General features: G+C 68.7%; 14 protein-coding genes and 1 riboswitch. Of the genes, 3 read left to right on the top strand and 11 right to left on the bottom strand.

Features of this window, described 5'->3' with window-relative positions; genetic code table 11:
- Positions 1-103 precede the first annotated feature (103 nt).
- Both ACFQQC_RS17545 and ACFQQC_RS17540 read left to right on the top strand, forming a co-directional pair.
- Positions 104-3,316 carry a discoidin domain-containing protein gene (locus tag ACFQQC_RS17545; RefSeq protein WP_376863837.1) on the top strand — a complete coding sequence of 1,071 codons (3,213 nt, stop codon included), beginning with the start codon at positions 104-106 and terminating at the stop codon, positions 3,314-3,316.
- Between the two features lie 81 nt (positions 3,317-3,397).
- The gene (locus ACFQQC_RS17540) at positions 3,398-4,849 is read left to right on the top strand and encodes a hypothetical protein (RefSeq protein WP_376863836.1); all 1,452 of its coding nucleotides are present in this window, start codon (positions 3,398-3,400) and stop codon (positions 4,847-4,849) included.
- Between the two features lie 56 nt (positions 4,850-4,905).
- Here ACFQQC_RS17540 and ACFQQC_RS17535 read toward each other — a convergent pair whose 3' ends face one another.
- The 11 genes from ACFQQC_RS17535 to ACFQQC_RS17485 all read right to left on the bottom strand — a co-directional run bounded on the left by ACFQQC_RS17535 (position 4,906) and on the right by ACFQQC_RS17485 (position 15,777).
- Entirely contained in the window at positions 4,906-5,325 is a 420-nt protein-coding gene (locus tag ACFQQC_RS17535; protein ID WP_376863835.1) for a hypothetical protein, read from the bottom strand.
- Entirely contained in the window at positions 5,322-6,449 is a 1,128-nt protein-coding gene (locus ACFQQC_RS17530) for a hypothetical protein (protein WP_376863834.1), read from the bottom strand. Before ACFQQC_RS17530 ends, ACFQQC_RS17535 begins: the two co-directional genes overlap by 4 nt.
- Before the next feature lie 82 nt (positions 6,450-6,531).
- Entirely contained in the window at positions 6,532-8,013 is a 1,482-nt protein-coding gene (locus tag ACFQQC_RS17525; protein WP_376863962.1) for a replicative DNA helicase, read from the bottom strand.
- A gap of 117 nt (positions 8,014-8,130) precedes the next feature.
- Positions 8,131-8,508: a hypothetical protein gene (locus tag ACFQQC_RS17520; protein WP_376863833.1), complete on the bottom strand. Its 378-nt coding sequence runs from the start codon at positions 8,506-8,508 to the stop codon at positions 8,131-8,133.
- A gap of 151 nt (positions 8,509-8,659) precedes the next feature.
- Complete coding sequence (locus tag ACFQQC_RS17515; protein ID WP_376863832.1) at positions 8,660-9,355, bottom strand: hypothetical protein; 696 nt, start codon at positions 9,353-9,355, stop codon at positions 8,660-8,662.
- A gap of 115 nt (positions 9,356-9,470) precedes the next feature.
- Positions 9,471-10,073: a DOPA 4,5-dioxygenase family protein gene (locus ACFQQC_RS17510; protein WP_376863831.1), complete on the bottom strand. Its 603-nt coding sequence runs from the start codon at positions 10,071-10,073 to the stop codon at positions 9,471-9,473.
- Positions 10,074-10,077: 4 nt separating this feature from the next.
- The gene (locus ACFQQC_RS17505) at positions 10,078-12,492 is read right to left on the bottom strand and encodes a TonB-dependent receptor plug domain-containing protein (RefSeq protein WP_376863830.1); all 2,415 of its coding nucleotides are present in this window, start codon (positions 12,490-12,492) and stop codon (positions 10,078-10,080) included.
- Positions 12,493-12,787: 295 nt separating this feature from the next.
- Positions 12,788-12,898: riboswitch (SAM riboswitch) on the bottom strand.
- Between the two features lie 109 nt (positions 12,899-13,007).
- Positions 13,008-13,592: a 50S ribosomal protein L9 gene (rplI, locus tag ACFQQC_RS17500; protein WP_376863829.1), complete on the bottom strand. Its 585-nt coding sequence runs from the start codon at positions 13,590-13,592 to the stop codon at positions 13,008-13,010.
- A 1-nt stretch (position 13,593) separates the two neighbouring features.
- Positions 13,594-13,869, bottom strand: a complete 276-nt coding sequence (rpsR, locus tag ACFQQC_RS17495; RefSeq protein WP_092311918.1) for a 30S ribosomal protein S18 — start codon at positions 13,867-13,869, stop codon at positions 13,594-13,596.
- Positions 13,870-13,881: 12 nt separating this feature from the next.
- On the bottom strand, positions 13,882-14,265 hold the full coding sequence (rpsF, locus tag ACFQQC_RS17490; protein ID WP_376863828.1) for a 30S ribosomal protein S6: 384 nt from the start codon (positions 14,263-14,265) through the stop codon (positions 13,882-13,884).
- Between the two features lie 219 nt (positions 14,266-14,484).
- Positions 14,485-15,777 (bottom strand): D-alanyl-D-alanine carboxypeptidase, encoded by a 1,293-nt coding sequence (locus tag ACFQQC_RS17485; RefSeq protein WP_376863827.1) that lies wholly within the window; start codon positions 15,775-15,777, stop codon positions 14,485-14,487.
- Positions 15,778-16,091: 314 nt separating this feature from the next.
- Here ACFQQC_RS17485 and ACFQQC_RS17480 point away from each other — a divergent pair, with 314 nt between their 5' ends.
- The gene (locus ACFQQC_RS17480) at positions 16,092-16,571 is read left to right on the top strand and encodes a phasin family protein (RefSeq protein ID WP_376863826.1); all 480 of its coding nucleotides are present in this window, start codon (positions 16,092-16,094) and stop codon (positions 16,569-16,571) included.
- The last annotated feature ends 69 nt before the right edge of the window (positions 16,572-16,640 follow it).

Below are 16,640 nucleotides of genomic sequence, written 5' to 3'. Positions count from 1 at the left end.
GATGGAGCGGGACCGGGGTCGCACCGAGGCTGATCCCCCAACGCCGGCGTTACGCTGGACAGAACTGGGTCCCGGCTTTCGCCGGGATGAGCGGAGTATCGATATGCGCACCTTCCTTCTGGCCACCACCGCCGCCCTCGCTCTGGCGACTGCAGCGCAGGCCCAGACCGTCCGCTCCCTCGACGCCTTCGAGACCCTGACCCCGTGGGCCGCCGACGCCTCCACCGACGTCTCCTCGGCGGTCTCCGAGGCGCCCGGCCATGACGGCAAGGCCATGCGGCTGACCTATGATTTCAACGGTCGCTCGGGCTACGCCTTCGCTGCCCGCGACCTCGATCTGCGCGTGCCCGAGAACTACGAGATCAGCTTCTGGGCGCGCGGCGAGATGCTGCCCAATACGCTCGAGATCAAATTCACCGACGCTTCGGGCGAGAACGTCCACTGGCGCCAGATCCAGCGCTTCGAGGCGCAGGGCGAGTGGACCCGCTACGTCATCAAGAAGCGCCAGATCATCTGGGCGTGGGGACCGGAGCCGGACCGCACCTTCCGCGGCGCCGCCCGGATCGAGTTCGTGGTCACGGCGGGGCAGGGCGGGCAGGGCTGGCTGGAGGTCGACCAGCTGGAGCTGCGCGAGCTGCCGCCCGAGCCCTCGGTCCCGCCGCGCCCCGTCGCCAGCGCTACCAGCGAGGACGGGCTGAACCTCGCCGCCCGCGCGGTGGACGACGACCCCCTGACCTTCTGGCGTACGACTGCGGCCGGCGAGCAGAGCCTGACGCTGGACCTCGGCTATGAGCGCGAGTTCGGCGGCCTGACCCTGCGCTGGGCCGACCGGATGGCGGCGTCCGCCTATCGCCTGATGGCCTCGTCCGACGGTCGCGACTGGCGCGAGCTGGCGGCGGTGACCGACGGCAACGGCGGGGCCGACTGGCTGCGTACGCCGGAAGCCTCGGCCCGCTGGCTGCGGCTGGACCTGCTGGCTCCGCTCGACGAGAGCGGCGTCGTCGGTCAGGCGGGCGCGGGCCAGCGGCTGGGGCAGGCGGCGGCCAACGCCTACGCCCTCACGGGGCTTGAGATCGAGCCCCTATCCTTCGGCGAGACGCCCACCACCTTCATGATGGCGGTGGCGGCCGAGAGCCGTCGCGGCCTCTATCCGCGCGGCTTCCACGGCGAACAGCCCTACTGGACGCTGGTCGGTCTCGATGGTGGCGGCGAGAGCGGGCTGATCAGCGAGGACGGCGCCATCGAGCTGCGTCGCGGCGGCCAGACCGTCGAGCCCTTCATCCTCGAGAACGGGCGGCTGATCACCTGGGCCGACGTCAACATCACCCAGTCGCAGGCGGACGGCGACCTGCCCATTCCATCGGTGCTCTGGACCGGCGACGGCTGGACCCTGAAGACGACGGCCTTCACCGAAGGCGGGCGGCGTCCGCCCTCCATCTATGGCCGCTACGATCTCAGCAACACCTCGGACCGGCCCCGGACCCTGACGCTGGCGCTGGCCGCGCGGCCCTTCCAGGTCAACGGACCGCGCCAGTTCCTGACCACCCCCGGCGGCGTGGCGCCGCTGGAGGGCATGACCTGGCAGGACCACGGAGTGCTGCCGCTGCCGGGCGGAGCCACGGTTCGGCCCATCGTGACGCCCGACCGCTACGTCGCCTCCACCTTCGCCGCCGGGTCCGACCCGCAGAGCCTGCTCGCCTCCGGTCGCACCAGCGGGCGCACCGTGGTCGATCCGACCGGTCTGGCCTCGGGCGCCTTCGTCTATGAGGTGACGCTGGCGCCGGGCGAGACCCGCACCTTCGGCTTCATGTCGCCGCTGACGCGCGACCATCTGTATGTCTACGACACGCAAGGGTCGGACGACCCGGCCGCCTTCTTCACCGCCCGTCAGGCCGAGACGGCCGCCCATTGGCGCGAGAAGCTGGACCGGTTCGACGTCACCCTGCCGCCCGAGGCCGGGCCGGTCGAGGCGGTGATGAAGTCCTCGCTGGCCCATATGCTGATGTCGCGTCAGGGACCGATCCTGCAGCCGGGCACGCGCAGCTATAACCGCAGCTGGATCCGCGACGGCGCCATGATGGCCGAGGGACTGAACCGGCTGGGCCATGCGGAGCTGTCGGCCGACTATCTGCGCTGGTTCGCCCCCTACGTCTTCGACAACGGCAAGGTGCCCTGCTGCGTCGACGCCCGCGGCGCCGATCCGGTGCCCGAGAACGACAGCCACGGCGAGTTCGTCTTCCTCGCCGCCGAGACCTATCGCTACACCGGCGATCTGGAGGCCCTGCGCGCCACCTGGCCGCAGGTGCAGGGCGCCATCCGCTACATGGACGAGCTGCGCGCCTCGACCCGCACGGCCGAGTTCGAGGCGGCCGACAAGCGCCACCTCTTCGGCCTGCTGCCCCCGACCATCAGCCACGAAGGCTATTCGGACCGTCCGGCCTACAGCTACTGGGACGACTTCTGGGGCCTGCGCGGTTACGCCGACGCCGTCTTCATCGCCGAGACCCTGGGGGACGCGGACGCCGCCGCCCGTTTCCGCGCCTCGGAGGCCCAGTTCAAGGCCGACGTGATGGCCTCGATCAGCGCCACGGCCAGCGTCCACGGCATCGACTGGATCGCCGGCGCCGCCGACCGGGGCGACTTCGACGCCACCTCGACCACCATTGGCCTGTCGCCCGGCGGCCTGATCGACGACCTGCCGCCGGAGCTGCTGCAGGGCACCTTCGACAAGTGGTGGGACAACTTCACCGCCCGGCAGGAGAACCGTCAGGCGTGGAAGGACTACACCCCCTACGAACTGCGCAATGTCGGGGCCATGGTCCGGCTGGGGCGGCGCGAGGAGGCGATCCGGGCGCTGGACTTCTACTTCGCCGACCTGCGCCCCCGCGCCTGGAACGGCTGGGCCGAGGTCGTGGGCCGCGAGGAACGCGAGCCCCGCTTCATCGGCGACATGCCCCATGCGTGGATCAGCTCGGACTACATCCGCTCGGTCATGGACATGCTGGTCTATGAGCGCGATCGCGACCACGCGCTGGTTCTGGCCGCTGGCGTTCCGACGCGCTGGCTGGCCGGGGAGGGGGTCGGCATTCGCGCCGTCCGCACAGCCTACGGCCCCCTGACCTACAGCTTCCGCGCCGACCGTCGCGGCCATGTCCTGACGATCGCGCCTGGCGTCACGCCCCCCGGCGGCTTCGTCGTGCAATGGCCCACGGGCGAAACGGCGCCAACGACCGTCCGCATCGACGGCCGCGCGGCGCAGTTCGTGAATGGTGAGCTGTCGATCCCGGCGGACGCGCGGCGGGTGGAGATGCGGTGAGCAACGACTGATCCGCAAAGCTCGGCTTTACGAGCCTTCGCGCCGCATGGCAGCTTGCCCGGGTAGTTGCCGGGGGATGCAATGATCTGGACTGCGGCCTTTGCGAGCCTGTCGATGATGGCGAGCCAATCGTCCGTCGACCAGCGGTACGGCGCCTGTCTCGGGACGCCCGATCCGAACAGGTGCGTCGCTGAGGTGGCGATGGCAGGTAACCAGAACCGGTCTATCGATCTGCTTGACCGGATCGCTGCCGGCGCGGTCGAGGCCGCTGCCGAAGCGGCTCCCCGCAGCGACCGGGATGTCGTGAGCCTGGCCGCGAGGATCAGTCGCGGAGAACGCCCCGCCCTGTCGCCCACGCAGGCGCAGGCCGTGCTGGATCTGTTCGGCGAGGTTGAGTTCTACGACAGCGGCTTGCCGGGGGATGCGCGCGCTGACTGGCTTTGGCCTATCGCCCTGAGCGCTCCGATCTCGTTACTGGAGCGTCGCCAGAGCCTGATCGCGACCGCATCGCGGAGCGGGCGGGATGAGGATGTTCGCCGGCTGATCTCCGAGGCCCCGATGGAGCGCCGCTGGACGGCGGACCAGAGAGCGTCGTTCGCCAGCCAGCTTGCCCGGTCAGGTCACGCAGACGCGGCGGATGCGTGGCTGGCGTCGGGCGGCGACAGGGCCCGCGGCTATCACGTCCCGGGCATCCGCCGGGAAATCAGTCGCGCGCGTTTGCTCGCCGGATACGAGGCCGGAGCGGCGACCGCCCTCGCCAACGGCATCACCGCGGACGACGAGGTTTCGCTGTGGCTTGAGGACGAGGTCGCAGCCCTGGCCGCCGCCGGAGCGTCCGGCGAGGCGAAGCGGGCCGCCGAGGCGCTGCTGGCGAAGGGGCGGGACCCGCAACGGGAAATCGAGGCCCGGACCGACGATCTGGCCGCGGCGTCCATGCTTCTGGTCGTCGCGGGCGATCAGGAGGCTGCACTGGAGGCGGCGCGGGAGGGGGCGCGGTTGACCCCGCTCGCCGTGACGGAGCGGCTGCAGCATCGTCAGGACGCGGGAGCCTTGTCGCCCGCCATCGCCGCCGAGATGGCGAACGGCTTCGGAACGGAGCCCGTTCAACAGCTCTATCGGCTGGGCGCTACGGAGGAAGCCCTGTCCAACGGCTATCTGGCGGGGCGGGATCGCTACCGCCTTGAGCTTCGCGCAGGTCGCCGACCTGATCCCAGCTGGCTGACCGGTCACCAGATCGACTTCCAGCTGAAGCTGCTGGTTCCCGAGCTACTGGAGCGCCGCGCCGTCGCGGACGCCCGCGCCCTGCTCGATCACCTGCTGGCGGATCCGGCGGTTCTGGACGCAGCCGGGACGGAAGAGCTCATGATGCTGGCCGCCATCGCCGGGGATGACGATCGTCTCGATGACCTCTTCGCCCGCGCGGTTCGCCGGCTTGACGACGCTGAGTTGGGCAGCTCTCGGAATTGGGTAGCGATCCAGCTCGTCATCGGTCGTCGGGCGGCAGACGCTGTTCTGGCAAGTCAGCCTGTCTAGGCCGCTTCACGGCGTCGGCGGGACCGCGCTGCAGTCCCGCCGGGCGGCCGTGGCGCCTAGTTCGCCGCCGGAGCTGCGGCCTCGACCGGCGCTTCAACGGGCGCGGCCGGTTCGGTGCGGAGCACCGAGGGATCGGTGCAATAGGCGTCGCCGATGACCTCATAGCTGAAACCCGTCGGCGAATAGCCGGGCATCATTAGCATGTTGCGGCGGGCCGTGTGGACCTGCTTGCGATAGCCGGCAGGGCCGCAAAGCTCCGCCGCCCGCCGTTCCCAGTGGGCGAAGGCCGAGCGGGGGTCCTGGACCCCCTCCGGCAAGGCGACCCGGATGGTGTAGCCGCCGGCGCCGTTCAGGGCGTCGGTGTAGCCGTAGAATTTGTTCTTCGACGCATCCATCGGGCTGTACCCCGGGTCCGTGACGCAGCCCGAAAGCAGCGTCAGGCCCAGGGCCGCCGTGGCGAGGCGCAGGGCCTTCACCGGGCGCCGGCGCGTTCGGCGCGCGCCTGCTCCTGCAGGTTGCGGATGCGGGTCTCGTTGACCTGGGCGATCGCCGCGGCGTTGCCATAGGTCACGAAGTCCGACACCTCGCCGGGCAGGGAGACGTAGGAACCGGCTCCGGCGCCCGGACCGACGCGACGAACGGTGCGGCCGTCCGGCAGGGTCTCGACCAGCTCGTCCACGCCGGTCAGGCTGTGGATCGCGGTGCGGTTCATGTCCAGCACGGCGTAGCGGGCGATGAAGGCGTGGGCGTTCTCGATCTCGCCGCGCAGCAGGGCGCCGTTGTCGCGGGTCCACTCGCGGGCGAGGAAGATCGAGATTTCGGCCTTCGTCAGACGGTCGTTGGCGGCTTCCTCCAGCTCCTTGTTCATCGCCTTGAAGGCGTCGCTGCCCTCGGCCGGCGGATTGCCCTGTTCGTCCAGCGCGTTCTCGCGGATCGAGGCGATCAGGCGCTCGCGCAGTTCGGGCGTCAGGGTCGGCACCGGCAGCTGGCGCGAGCTGTAGGTGAAGGTGTTCCGGTACAGCGGGCCGGTCAGTTCGGCCTCCGGCGTCTTCTCGAAGGTGTAGGGCGTCACATACGGGATCGCGGCGTTCTCATAGGTCAGGGTCACCGACACCTGCAGCGTCGTCGCGTCCTCGGACAGCAGATAGGAGGTGGTCACCTCCAGCGCGTCATCCACAACGCCCGGCGCGGTCAGCTTCTGGGCGGTGCGCACGGTTTCCAGGCTCACGCCGCCGGGCTGGCCCTGTTCGATCTCGCGCGCGAAATTGCGCACCAGCGATTCATTCAGCGCCTCGGCGGGCATGACTTCCGCCAGTTCGTCGGCGGCGCTGCGGGCGCGGCGCGACGGGGTGTAGTTCATGATGCCGTCGATGGCGGCGCCGACCAGCACGCCCAGCAGGCCCTGCGAGGCCGCGGCGGCCGAGGAGTCCTGCCGGAACCAGCTCTTCATCACGCCATTGTTGTTCTCGGTCACCACTACGGGCGTCGCGCCCAGCGTTTCGATATGCTGTGCGTTCAGCGGACGCGCATTCGGCGACGGCTCGACCGTCGCGCACGCGGCAACAGACAGCGCGGCCAGCGCGCAGACCAGAATTCTCATAGATTCCCCCAACTTGCCCAACTCGGGCAACAGGGTTCACCTTTAGGCCGGGTGTTTTCGCGGCGTCAATCGCCGGTGTGTGTCACTCGTAGTCGCTGTTGTAGCCGCCCTGCCCATGGGCCAGGTTGCCGAAGCGGGTGGTGTTGGCGTCGAACGCCAGCTTCACGATGCCAATGGGGCCGTGACGCTGCTTGCCGATGACCACTTCCGCTTGGTGCTCCAGCCGGTCCATGTCCTGCTGCCACTGCAGGTGTTCCTCGGTGCCTTCCTTGGGCTCGGCGCGACCGAGGTAATAGCTTTCGCGGTACACGAACATCACGCAGTCGGCGTCCTGCTCGATCGAGCCGGATTCCCGCAGATCGGACAGTTGGGGCCGCTTGTCCTCGCGCTGTTCCACCTGACGCGACAGCTGCGACAGGGCGATGATCGGCACCGACAGTTCCTTGGCCAGCGCCTTCAGGCCGCCGGTGATCTCGGACACTTCCTGCACCCGGTTCTTCTGGCTGTTCTCGCCGGTGGTCACCAGCTGCAGGTAGTCGACGATGATCAGGTCCAGCCCGTGGTCCATCCGCTTCAGGCGCCGCGCGCGCGCGGCCAGCTTGGAGATCGACAGACCACCGGTGGCGTCGATGTAGAGGGGGCTTTCGCCGATCTCCACCGCCGCGTCGCGGATCTTGCCGAAGTCGGAGGCGTCGATCTCGCCCTTGCGCAGCTTGTCCGACGACACGCCCGAGGCGTCGGCCAGCATACGCATGGCCAGCTGTTCGGCGCTCATTTCCAGCGAGTAGAAGGCGACCACCCCGCCCGAGACCGTCTTGCGGCCCTCCGGCGTCGGCTCCCAGCGATAGCTGCGCGCCACGTTGAAGGCGATGTTGGTGGCCAGCGCCGTCTTGCCCATCGACGGGCGGCCCGCGAGGATCAGCAGGTCGGACGGGTGCAGCCCGCCCAGCTTCTGGTCCAGATCATCCAGCTGGGTCGCCAGACCGGCCAGCTTGCCGTCGCGCTGATAGGCTTCCGCCGCCATCTGCACGGCGCCCGACAGGGCGTGGGAGAAGCTGACGAAGCCCGACGACGGCTTGCCCGTCTCGGCCAGCGAATACAGGGTCTGTTCGGCCTGCTCGATCTGGTCTTCCGCCGGGCGTTCGGGGTCGGGCGCGTCCTTGATGATCTCGCCGCCGATGCGGATCAGGTCGCGGCGCAGGGCCAGATCATAGACCACCCGGGCATAGTCGGGCGCATTGGCCGCGGGCGGGGCGCGGTCGACGAGGTCCGCGAGGTAGCGCAGGCCGCCGAACTCCTGGAACGCCGGGTCCTGCTTGAACCGCTCCATCAGGATGGTCGGCTCGGCCAGCATGCCCTGACGGATGTGATCCTCGACCGCATCGTACAGGCGCTGGTGGAAGGGCTCGTAGAAATGGCTGCCGCGCAGCCGGTCGCTCAGCCGCTCGAACACCGCATTGTCGAACATCAACGAGCCCAGCAGCGCCTGCTCGGCCTCGAGGTTGTGGGGCAGGGACGCGATGGTCGGTGCGTCGTTGAAGGCGGAAGGAGCGAAGGCGTTCATGGTCATGATGTCATGCCCTTACACGCGCCTTGCGTCATTCCTGGTCGTACCGGTTGCCGGGGACAAATCGCGGGGACTGTGGGCAGTCCCGAATTCCGCAGACGGATCAGTTAACGGTCAGCCGCCGCAGGGCCAGCGCTCGATCATCCATTCGCGGATGGCCTGTTGCACCGTGATGTCGCGGCGGTTCTGGGGCAGGGCCCGGAAGCGCGCGATCAGGGCTTCCGGCGTGATCCCGGTGCCGCGCGCGGGGATGCAGTAGTCGGGCTGCCGACCGGCCCGTTCGTCCGCGAACTGGGCGTTCTTGACCGCATGGACCGACGTCGAGACCTCGTTGATCAGGCGGCGACCGTCCGGGCGCAGGGCCGCCGTGGCGTTCTGCGGCAGGCGGTCAGCGATGGACAGGAACTCGCGCACGGTCATGGCCTCGGCGGCGGTCGTGGCGAACAGCGACAGGAGAAACGCGAGCCCGAGGGCTGATACAAGACGAAGCATGGGGAGGTCTCCGACGGTCCAGTTAGGGTCTCGACCTACCCATGGCAACGCTTCGCCCAGAAGTTTTCAACGGCTGATGACTTGAGGTCTCCAGCGGGCGCCACGAAGGGCGGCTTTTCGTGGGTCAGGGCAGGGCCGCAAGCGCCGTCGCTCAATCCCACCCGGCGCGATCTGTCAGCGCCCGGTCGATAAGATCGGCGGGGATGACCGGCGACTGATCCTCGCCTGCCTCCCGGATGACGGCGCCCAGCGTCACTGTTTCCCGCGGGCCGGGCTCGGGCAGGTCGAGGATCAGGGGCGCGCCGGAGCGTTGGTTTGCGCCACGCCCCACGGGGCCCAGATCGAAGCTTACGTGTCCGAAGGTTTGCCGTCCGCCTGCCGACTGGCGGCCCGCGACTAAGGCGATGCCGACCTTCACCTCGCCGGACCCGCGCTGTCTGAACAACGGTCGGTCCAGTCGGGCATAGGCGGGAGCGATCTCCGCCCGGGAGCTCTCGACGAACCGGACATCAAACCCGGACACCGCGTCCTTGTGGCCCAGGGTCGGGCCGCGCAGGACGGTCAGACAGAAGCGGTCCCCCGCAACGGGGCGGTACAGGATCTGGGCGCTCCGGACCCTGTAGGTGGCGCTGGCCTGTTCGTCTGACCGGTGATCAACGACCGACGCGTCGGTCCTGTCGGTGTTGATCGCCAGTGCGATTCCCCGATCCGGATTCTCGAAATCGCAGCCGGCGTCGGAGCGCGGCCACAGGATCACGGCGACGTGGGATGTGGCTGGCGGCGGCGTGGTCGCACATCCCGCTGCGCCAACGCAGGCGAGGCCAAGACCGAGAACAGACAGACGCATCCCACCCTCTCCAAAATGAGGGGCTCGCCCCCTCCGCCCTGCATCCTATTCAGGACGTGCAAGAACCACCATACGTTGCGTGGGGCTTTCGCGTCGTCAGATGGCGATCTCCAGGTCAGGTCTCCAGCGGCAGGGTCGGTCGGGTGTTCGGGTAAATCCGTTCGATGTCTCCGCCCGCCGCCGTCGCAGACCTCGGCATCCGGAAGGCGTTCACCGGTTGGGTGTCGCCGATCCACAGGGCGTTGATCAGATGGTCGGCGTAAGGGTCGTCGGTGTTCGGGTGGATCAGGATCTTCAGTCCGAGGTGGTTCAGCATCAACCAGGGGATCACGGTCGGGACCTGATCCGAACTGAAGCCGAAATAGAAGGACGGGGTGGTGTGCGAGCCGCGCGGTCCCTCGTTCCACTCGCCCAGCTCCACCCGGAACCGGTGGATGACCCAGTCGCGCAGCCGGGCCGCGCGATAGGCCGTGTCCTCATCGAAATAGATGTGGGCGTGGTAGCTGCTGATCTCGGTCCAAGGCCGCGGCGACGCCGGAAGCTCGACGCCGCGGGGCAGGGGGTCGGGCGGCGGCTTGGGATGCGCGCCCCAGGGACTGAGGGGGCTTTCGTCACCGACCTGGGCCGCGGCCTCGGGCGCGGTCGCGGCGACCGAAGCCGCCGCGACCGCCACCCCGCCGCCCAGAAGCAGCGCGCGCTTCGTGGGACTGACGCTCATCGGATCACCAGCTCAGGGCCACGCGGGCGTAGACGTAGCGGCCGTTGAAGCCGAACGGCGAGTAGAAGGGGAAGCCCAGCACGCCGTTGCTGTTCAGCGAGACCGGCACGGCGTCCGGGTATTCGTCGAACGCATTGTCCACGCCCAGCGACAGGGCGACCCGCTCGCTGGCCTGGAAGCGCGCCTCGAAGTCGGCCACCACCTTGTCGCCGGTCGCGTAGTCAGCCGCGGCGGTCGAACCGGGCTGCAGCACGCTGGCGTAGTGGGTGGCCCGCGCGGTCACGCCCCAACGGCCATAGCTCCAGTCCGCCGTTCCCGAGATCTTGGTGTCCGGCGTGCCGTTCTCGATGGTCAGGATACGGCTGCGGGCGAACAGCGGCGGCACCGGGTTCAGCACGGACGACGAGGTCGGCAGGCGCTTCACCTCCACATCGTTGAAGTTGGCGGCCACGGTGAAGTCCCAGTCGCCAAAACGCTCCGTGCCCAGGCGATAGCGGCCGACGATGTCGATCCCCTTGGTGGTGGTGTCGACCCCGTTCAGGAAGAAGCGCGCGGCCTGGACGCCCAGCGGGTCCAGCAGGCTGGCGACCTGCGGGCTGAAGCTGCGGTTGATCAGCTCCGACAGGACGATCTGGTCCTCGATGTCGATCTTGTAGGCGTCGATCGTCAGGTTGAAGTCACCCAGCCGGTAGACCGCCCCGACCGTGTAGTTGACCGAGGTCTCGGCATCGAGCGGCTGCGCGCCCAGCAGGCTGGCGACCGCGCTGGTGGCGGGGAAGGTGCCGGTCTCGACCACGGCGCCGTTCTGGATCACGGAGCTGGTCGAGGTGAAGAAGGACTGCTGCAGCGACGGCGCCCGGAAGCCGGTCGAGACCGAGCCGCGCAGGGCGAACGACGGCGCGAAGTCGTAGCGGGCCGAGATCTTGCCAGTCGTCGAGGTGCCGAAGTCGGAATAGTCCTCGTAGCGAACGGCGCCCGCGACGGTGAACTGTTCGGTGATCGGGGCCTCCACATCGATAAAGACGCCGACAGCGGTGCGGTCCTCGTCCACCTCGTTGGACGGCTGGAAGCCCGGGAAGCCCTGGGCGCCGCCGGCTAGCGCCGTGTTCGAGCCCAGCGGGCCGCGATTCCAGGATTCCGGCTGTCCGGCCTGGATATCATAGGTCTCGCGGCGGGCCTCCAGACCCACGGCCACGTTCAGCGGCGCATACAGGCCGATCTCGAACTGGCGGGCGAGGTCGGCGCCCAGCACCAGCTGGTCATAGATCAGCGAGCCGGAATCGAAACTGGTCGGCGACGCCGCGCCATAGGTGGCGTTCAGCGAGTTCTCGGTGCGGAAATCCAGCGCGTTGCGGCCGTAGACCAGGTTCACATCGGCGTCCCAGCCGCCGATCGAGCCACGCAGGCCCCCGGCTGCGGACAGGTCCTGCGAGTTGACGGCGATCTTGGGCAGGAAGCCGTCGGGATAGAGGGCGGCGACATTGTTCACATTGGAGGCCAGACGCGGGAAGGCGGCGCTTTCGCTGTCGCGATCCTGGAAGCCGGCCCAGCCATAGGCCTCCCAGCCATTGCCCAGCGGGGCGCCGGCGTTGGCGAAGACGGTCCATTGCTCGACCTGCGGGTCACCGAAGCGGGCCGTGATGGCGTTTGGGGTCACGCGCGGGTCCAGATCGGAACGATTGGTCGGGTCGCGCTGCAGGTATTCGGCGCTCAGGGTCAGATAGCCGTCCTGGCCCAGGCCGAAGCCCTGCCAGGCCGAGGCGGTGACGGTGCCGCCGTCCTGCTCATCCCGGCTCCCGGCGCGGGGCGTGTCGATGGTCGTGTTGTACTGTCCGAAGGTGACGGTCGCGCCGCCCCCTTCGCGGGCCTGTCGGAGGCGAAGGTTGACGACCCCGGCGATGGCGTCCGAGCCGTACTGGGCCGAGGCGCCGTCACGCAGCACCTCGACGCGATCCAGCGCGCCGGACGGAATGGTGTTCAGGTCCACGGCGGCCGAGCCGCGGCCGACCGAACCGTTGACGTTGACCAGCGCCGAGGCGTGGCGGCGCGTCCCGTTGACCAGCACCAGCGTCTGGTCGGGCGACAGGCCGCGCAGGGTGGCCGGGCGGATCGAGTCGGTGCCGTCCACCACCGCCGGGCGCGGGAAGGTCAGCGACGGCACGGACTGGGCCAGGGCGGCCGCCAGCTCGGTCGTGCCCCGGTTCTGCAGGTCTTCCTGGGTCACCACGTCAACCGGGGCCAGGGTGTCCAGACGCGAGCGGTTGGGGACGCGGGTGCCGGTGACGACGATCTCGCCGATCTCGGTGGCTTCGGGTTCGGCGGATTGCGGGGTCGTTTGGGCGTTCGCGGCGCCGGCCAGCAGGGCGGTGGCCGAGGCGGCGGCGAACAGGGTGAAGCGGAAGCGGGTGGTCGCGGTCATGGGGATGTCTCGTTCTCGATGAGGCGCAGCTCTCCGGTCGGCGTCGCACGCAGCGATCGCCGGGGATCCGGGCTGGCGATGTCTTTGGTCAGTTCGGGCGGTGCGCCCGGCGGGTCAGCCGATTACAGCGAACGGCGACATCGCATCGAAAGGCCGCGGCACATAAGCGTACGCGGCGCACGGGCCTCGGCGGTGAGAACGGTCAGGGCGTTGGTCTTGTCAGCACGCATCGTCGTCTCCTGCATCATCAGGAACGCCAGCGGTGACAGATGGGGGGAGTCCGGCTTCGACCGGGCTCTCATCTGCCGCGACCCGGGGAGGGGTCCCGAAGGAGTTGGCACCTTACGGAGGTCCGCAGGTTGCCCCGACGTCAAAGGGCCTATCCCTCAGCCGGTCTCGATGAGCAGATGCGATATTGCGATGCGTCATAAATGCGTCAAGCGCAGGCCGGAAAAAAGTACGGCGGCGCAGGGTCGCCCCCGCGCCGCCGTGTCTTTCAGGCACCAGTAACGGTGTTAGGCTTCGCTGCCCAGACCGTCCTGTTGGCCGGCGCCGCCGGCGACCATGTCCGCGGCCTGTTCGGCGGCGGCTTCACGGTCTTCCTCGTAGGCCGACTTGATCACGTCCTCGCCCTTGGCTTGACGCTCGGCTTCGTCGGCCGAACGGGCGATGTTGATCTTGACGGTGGCCGAGACCTCGGCGTGCAGGCGGACCAGCACTTCGTGGACGCCCAGCGTCTTGATCGCCGTGTTGAGCACGACTTGCGAACGCTCGACCTTGCCGCCTTCAGCCTGGACGGCTTCAGCGACGTCGCGACCGGCGACCGAACCGTACAGCTGACCGGTTTCACCGGCCTGACGGATCATGACGTAGGTCTGGCCGTCGATCTTGTCGGCGACCTTCTGAGCGTCAGCCTTGTTCTTCTCGTTGCGCTGCTCGATGGCGGCGCGGTCGAGTTCGAACGCCTTCAGGTTGGCGGCGGTGGCCCGGCGGGCCTTGTCGCGCGGCAGAAGGAAGTTGCGAGCGAAGCCGTCCTTGACAGTGACGACGTCGCCGATGGCGCCGAGGTTATCGACGCGTTCCAGCAGAACGACCTTCATCTTACTTCACCACGTAGGGCAGGAGGGCCAGGTAGCGCGCGCGCTTGATGGCCTTGGCCAGCTCGCGTTGCTTCTTCTGGGAGACAGCCGTGATGCGCGACGGGACGATCTTGCCGCGCTCGCTGATGTAGCGTTGCAGCAGCTTGACGTCCTTGTAGTCGATCTTCGGCGCGTTCGGGCCGGAGAACGGGCACACCTTGCGGCGGCGGAAGAACGGGCGACGGGCCGGGCCGGAGCCGGCCGGCGCGCCCGGGGTCGGGGCGGTGGTATCGGTCATGTTCCGGGTTCCTTAGGCTTCGACAGCAGCGTCTTCGCGGGGACCGCGTTCACGCTCGCGCTCGCGCTCGCGTTCACGGCGGGCCAGCAGCGGCGACAGTTCCAGGTCGAGTTCCTCGACGCGGACGGTCAGCCAGCGCAGCACGTCTTCGTTGATCGACAGCTGACGCTCGACTTCGGCCATGGCGGCCGGAGGGGCGTCGACGGCGAGCAGCGAATAGTGAGCCTTGCGGTTCTTCTTCACGCGGTAGGTCAGGTTGCGCAGACCCCAGTACTCGATCTTGGCGACGGAGCCGCCGGCTTCCTCGATCAAGCCCTTGATGGTGTCGTTCAGCGCTTCGGCCTGCTGCGCCGAGATATCCTGGCGCGTCATGACCGTGTGCTCGTAAAGAGCCATGCGGTATTCTCCCTTGTGGGCGCCGGCGCGGGCGGACCGGGTAGTCCGTTCCACGATGGTTCCCGAGGCGGCGGCCGGGATGACTTCCCGAACCCTTTGGAGCTCCGCACCGGGACCGAGGCCCTGGAAAGCGGGCGCGTATAGGGGAAAAGCGCGCCAAGAGCAAGGATGGCGAGCAAGGCTGGCGAGCAAGGCTCAGCCCCCCGATCAAAGCCTGTTCTAGTTCGGCCCGATCACCGTGCAGTCCCAGCGACGCTCGGTCAGGGCCTCGCAGGCGGCGCGGGCGCCCGCCTCGGTCATGCCGGTGAAGCGCGAGCGATACCAGCCGGAGGCGGTCTGCACCGTCCGTTCGGCGTTGGCGAACTGGCGCGAGTAGCGGCGGCCGACCTCGGTCAGCCAGTTGCGGGCCACCGTCTCGTCGCGGAAGGCGCCGACCTGCACGGTCCAGCGGCCGGCCGGTTCACGCGCGGGGCGGGCCGGAGCCGGGGCCGCGCGCGGCGGTGTCCGAGCCGGCGGCGCGGCGGCCGGCGGGGCGGTCGTGGTGCGGGCGTTGAGGATGGCGGTGATGCTGGCGTCTTCGTTGTCGTCGTTCATCTGGGCGTACTGGACCGGACCGGCGCCGGGGGGCAGGGGACCGCTGCTGGGCGTATTGCCGAAGCCGCGCTGCTCGAAGAAGGTCTGGGCCACCTGGATGCGCTCGCCCTGCCGGCGCAGGCGCACCACCTCGAAGCCGGTGTCGGTCAGGGCCGCGACATGGGCGTTGCGGCTGGCCGAGGACTGGCCGCCCAGCACCACGGTGATGATGCGTTTCCCGTCGCGCACGGCCGAGGCCATGATGTTCGAGCCCGAGGCGTTGGTCAGGCCGGTCTTCAGCCCGTCATAGCCGGAGTTGGTGCGCAGCAGGCCGTTGGTGTTCTGGTAGTTGCGGCCGTTGTAGCTCCAGTCGTGCAGGCCGAAGAAGCGGTAGTACTGCGGATAGTCGCGCATCGCCGCCCGGCCCAGCACCGCCAGGTCGCGGGCGGTGGTCAGCTGGCGCGCGTCGGGCAGGCCGTTGGCGTTCACATAGCGCGTGTGGGTCATGCCCAGCTCCTGCGCCTTCAGGGTCATCTGGGCGGTGAAGCGCGCTTCCGAGCCGCCGATGTGTTCAGCGATGGCCACGGCCATGTCGTTGGCGCTGCGCACCGCCGTCGCCTTCATCGCGTCTTCCAGCGAGATGGTCTGGCCGGCGGCGAGGCCCAGCTTGGACGGCGGCTGGCTGGCGGCGCGCGGCGAGATGGTCAGCCGGTCATCCAGCCGCGCCCGGCCTTCGGCCAGGGCCTCGAACGCCAGGTACAGGGTCATCACCTTGGTGACGGAGGCCGGATAGCGGCGGCTGTCGGCATAGCGGGCGAACAGCACCTCGCCGGTCTCGGCGTCCACGACGATGGAGGCGTAGGTCGGGTTCACCTGGGCCTGGGCGGTCATGACCGGCGCGCTGACCGGCGTCGCCACCATCACGGCGACCAGAACCATCGAAAGCCATCCGCGGCGGAGCAGTTCGGTCAGACGCAAGCGAGCCTCGATCTCTAGCGCGACGACGGCCCCCCGGCGTGACGCTGAACAGAAAGGCTACCATCACGCGCCGGGGGTTTCATGAGGGTAAACGAGCCGTCAACGACTTTGTGAAGCGTAGCTGGAACGCCGGTTCATGAAACTTTTGTGCACTGCACAATGAACCCTTGACCGCTTTTCGCACTTGCACCATATGAGCCACGTCGCGACGGACTCACCTGTCGCATCAGATTTCATCCGCGGCCCCCGCCGCACTAGGTTCAGGAGTGACTGCCATGGCCGACAGCGCCGAAACCGTGAAGAAAACCGCCGACACCGCCAAGGCGACCGTCGACAAGACCACCGCCCAGGCCGAGAAATTCCAGGCCGGCGCCGCCAAGGCCTTCCGTGAGGGCGTCGACAAGTCCGTCGCCGGCTTCGCCGAGCTGAACGCCGAGGGCAAGAAGAACGTCGAGGCCCTGGTCGCCTCGGCCGCCGCCGCCCAGAAGGGCGCCGAAACCCTGTCGGCCGCCTCGCTGGCCTATGGCAAGAAGAGCTGGGAAGACGGCGTCGCCGCCGCCCAGTCGCTGAGCGCCGCCCGTTCGGTCCAGGAGCTCATCGAGCTGCAGACCTCGTGGGCAAAGTCGGCCGCCGAAACCTATCTGTCGGAAGTGTCGAAGATGACCGACGTCTTCACCGCTTCGGTGAAGGACAGCTTCCAGCCGATCAACGAGCGCGTCACCGCCTCGGTCGAGAAGTTCCAGGCCGCCCGCTAAGGCGCTCTGACTACAGTTCAAGTGTTGCGAAGGCCCCGGTGGAAACACCGGGGCCTTTTGCTTTGCGGG

It is taken from the genome of Brevundimonas sp. GCM10030266 (assembly GCF_042666595.1).
Lineage (GTDB): Bacteria > Pseudomonadota > Alphaproteobacteria > Caulobacterales > Caulobacteraceae > Brevundimonas.
The sequence above is the reverse complement of the archived record's forward strand: the minus strand, read 5'-3'. Positions and strand labels throughout refer to the sequence as shown.

What these genes read in the sequence shown, in the direction of transcription:
- ACFQQC_RS17485 (WP_376863827.1), bottom strand. Translation starts at nt 15,777, where the DNA reads ATGGTTCTGGTCGCCGTGATGGTGGCGACGCCGGTCAGCGCGCCGGTC.
- ACFQQC_RS17520 (WP_376863833.1), bottom strand. Translation starts at nt 8,508, where the DNA reads ATGCTTCGTCTTGTATCAGCCCTCGGGCTCGCGTTTCTCCTGTCGCTG.
- rpsR (WP_092311918.1), bottom strand. Translation starts at nt 13,869, where the DNA reads ATGACCGATACCACCGCCCCGACCCCGGGCGCGCCGGCCGGCTCCGGC.
- ACFQQC_RS17530 (WP_376863834.1), bottom strand. Translation starts at nt 6,449, where the DNA reads ATGAGAATTCTGGTCTGCGCGCTGGCCGCGCTGTCTGTTGCCGCGTGC.
- ACFQQC_RS17480 (WP_376863826.1), top strand. Translation starts at nt 16,092, where the DNA reads ATGGCCGACAGCGCCGAAACCGTGAAGAAAACCGCCGACACCGCCAAG.
- ACFQQC_RS17545 (WP_376863837.1), top strand. Translation starts at nt 104, where the DNA reads ATGCGCACCTTCCTTCTGGCCACCACCGCCGCCCTCGCTCTGGCGACT.
- rpsF (WP_376863828.1), bottom strand. Translation starts at nt 14,265, where the DNA reads ATGGCTCTTTACGAGCACACGGTCATGACGCGCCAGGATATCTCGGCG.
- ACFQQC_RS17515 (WP_376863832.1), bottom strand. Translation starts at nt 9,355, where the DNA reads ATGCGTCTGTCTGTTCTCGGTCTTGGCCTCGCCTGCGTTGGCGCAGCG.
- rplI (WP_376863829.1), bottom strand. Translation starts at nt 13,592, where the DNA reads ATGAAGGTCGTTCTGCTGGAACGCGTCGATAACCTCGGCGCCATCGGC.
- ACFQQC_RS17505 (WP_376863830.1), bottom strand. Translation starts at nt 12,492, where the DNA reads ATGACCGCGACCACCCGCTTCCGCTTCACCCTGTTCGCCGCCGCCTCG.
- ACFQQC_RS17510 (WP_376863831.1), bottom strand. Translation starts at nt 10,073, where the DNA reads ATGAGCGTCAGTCCCACGAAGCGCGCGCTGCTTCTGGGCGGCGGGGTG.
- ACFQQC_RS17525 (WP_376863962.1), bottom strand. Translation starts at nt 8,013, where the DNA reads ATGAACGCCTTCGCTCCTTCCGCCTTCAACGACGCACCGACCATCGCG.
- ACFQQC_RS17540 (WP_376863836.1), top strand. Translation starts at nt 3,398, where the DNA reads ATGATCTGGACTGCGGCCTTTGCGAGCCTGTCGATGATGGCGAGCCAA.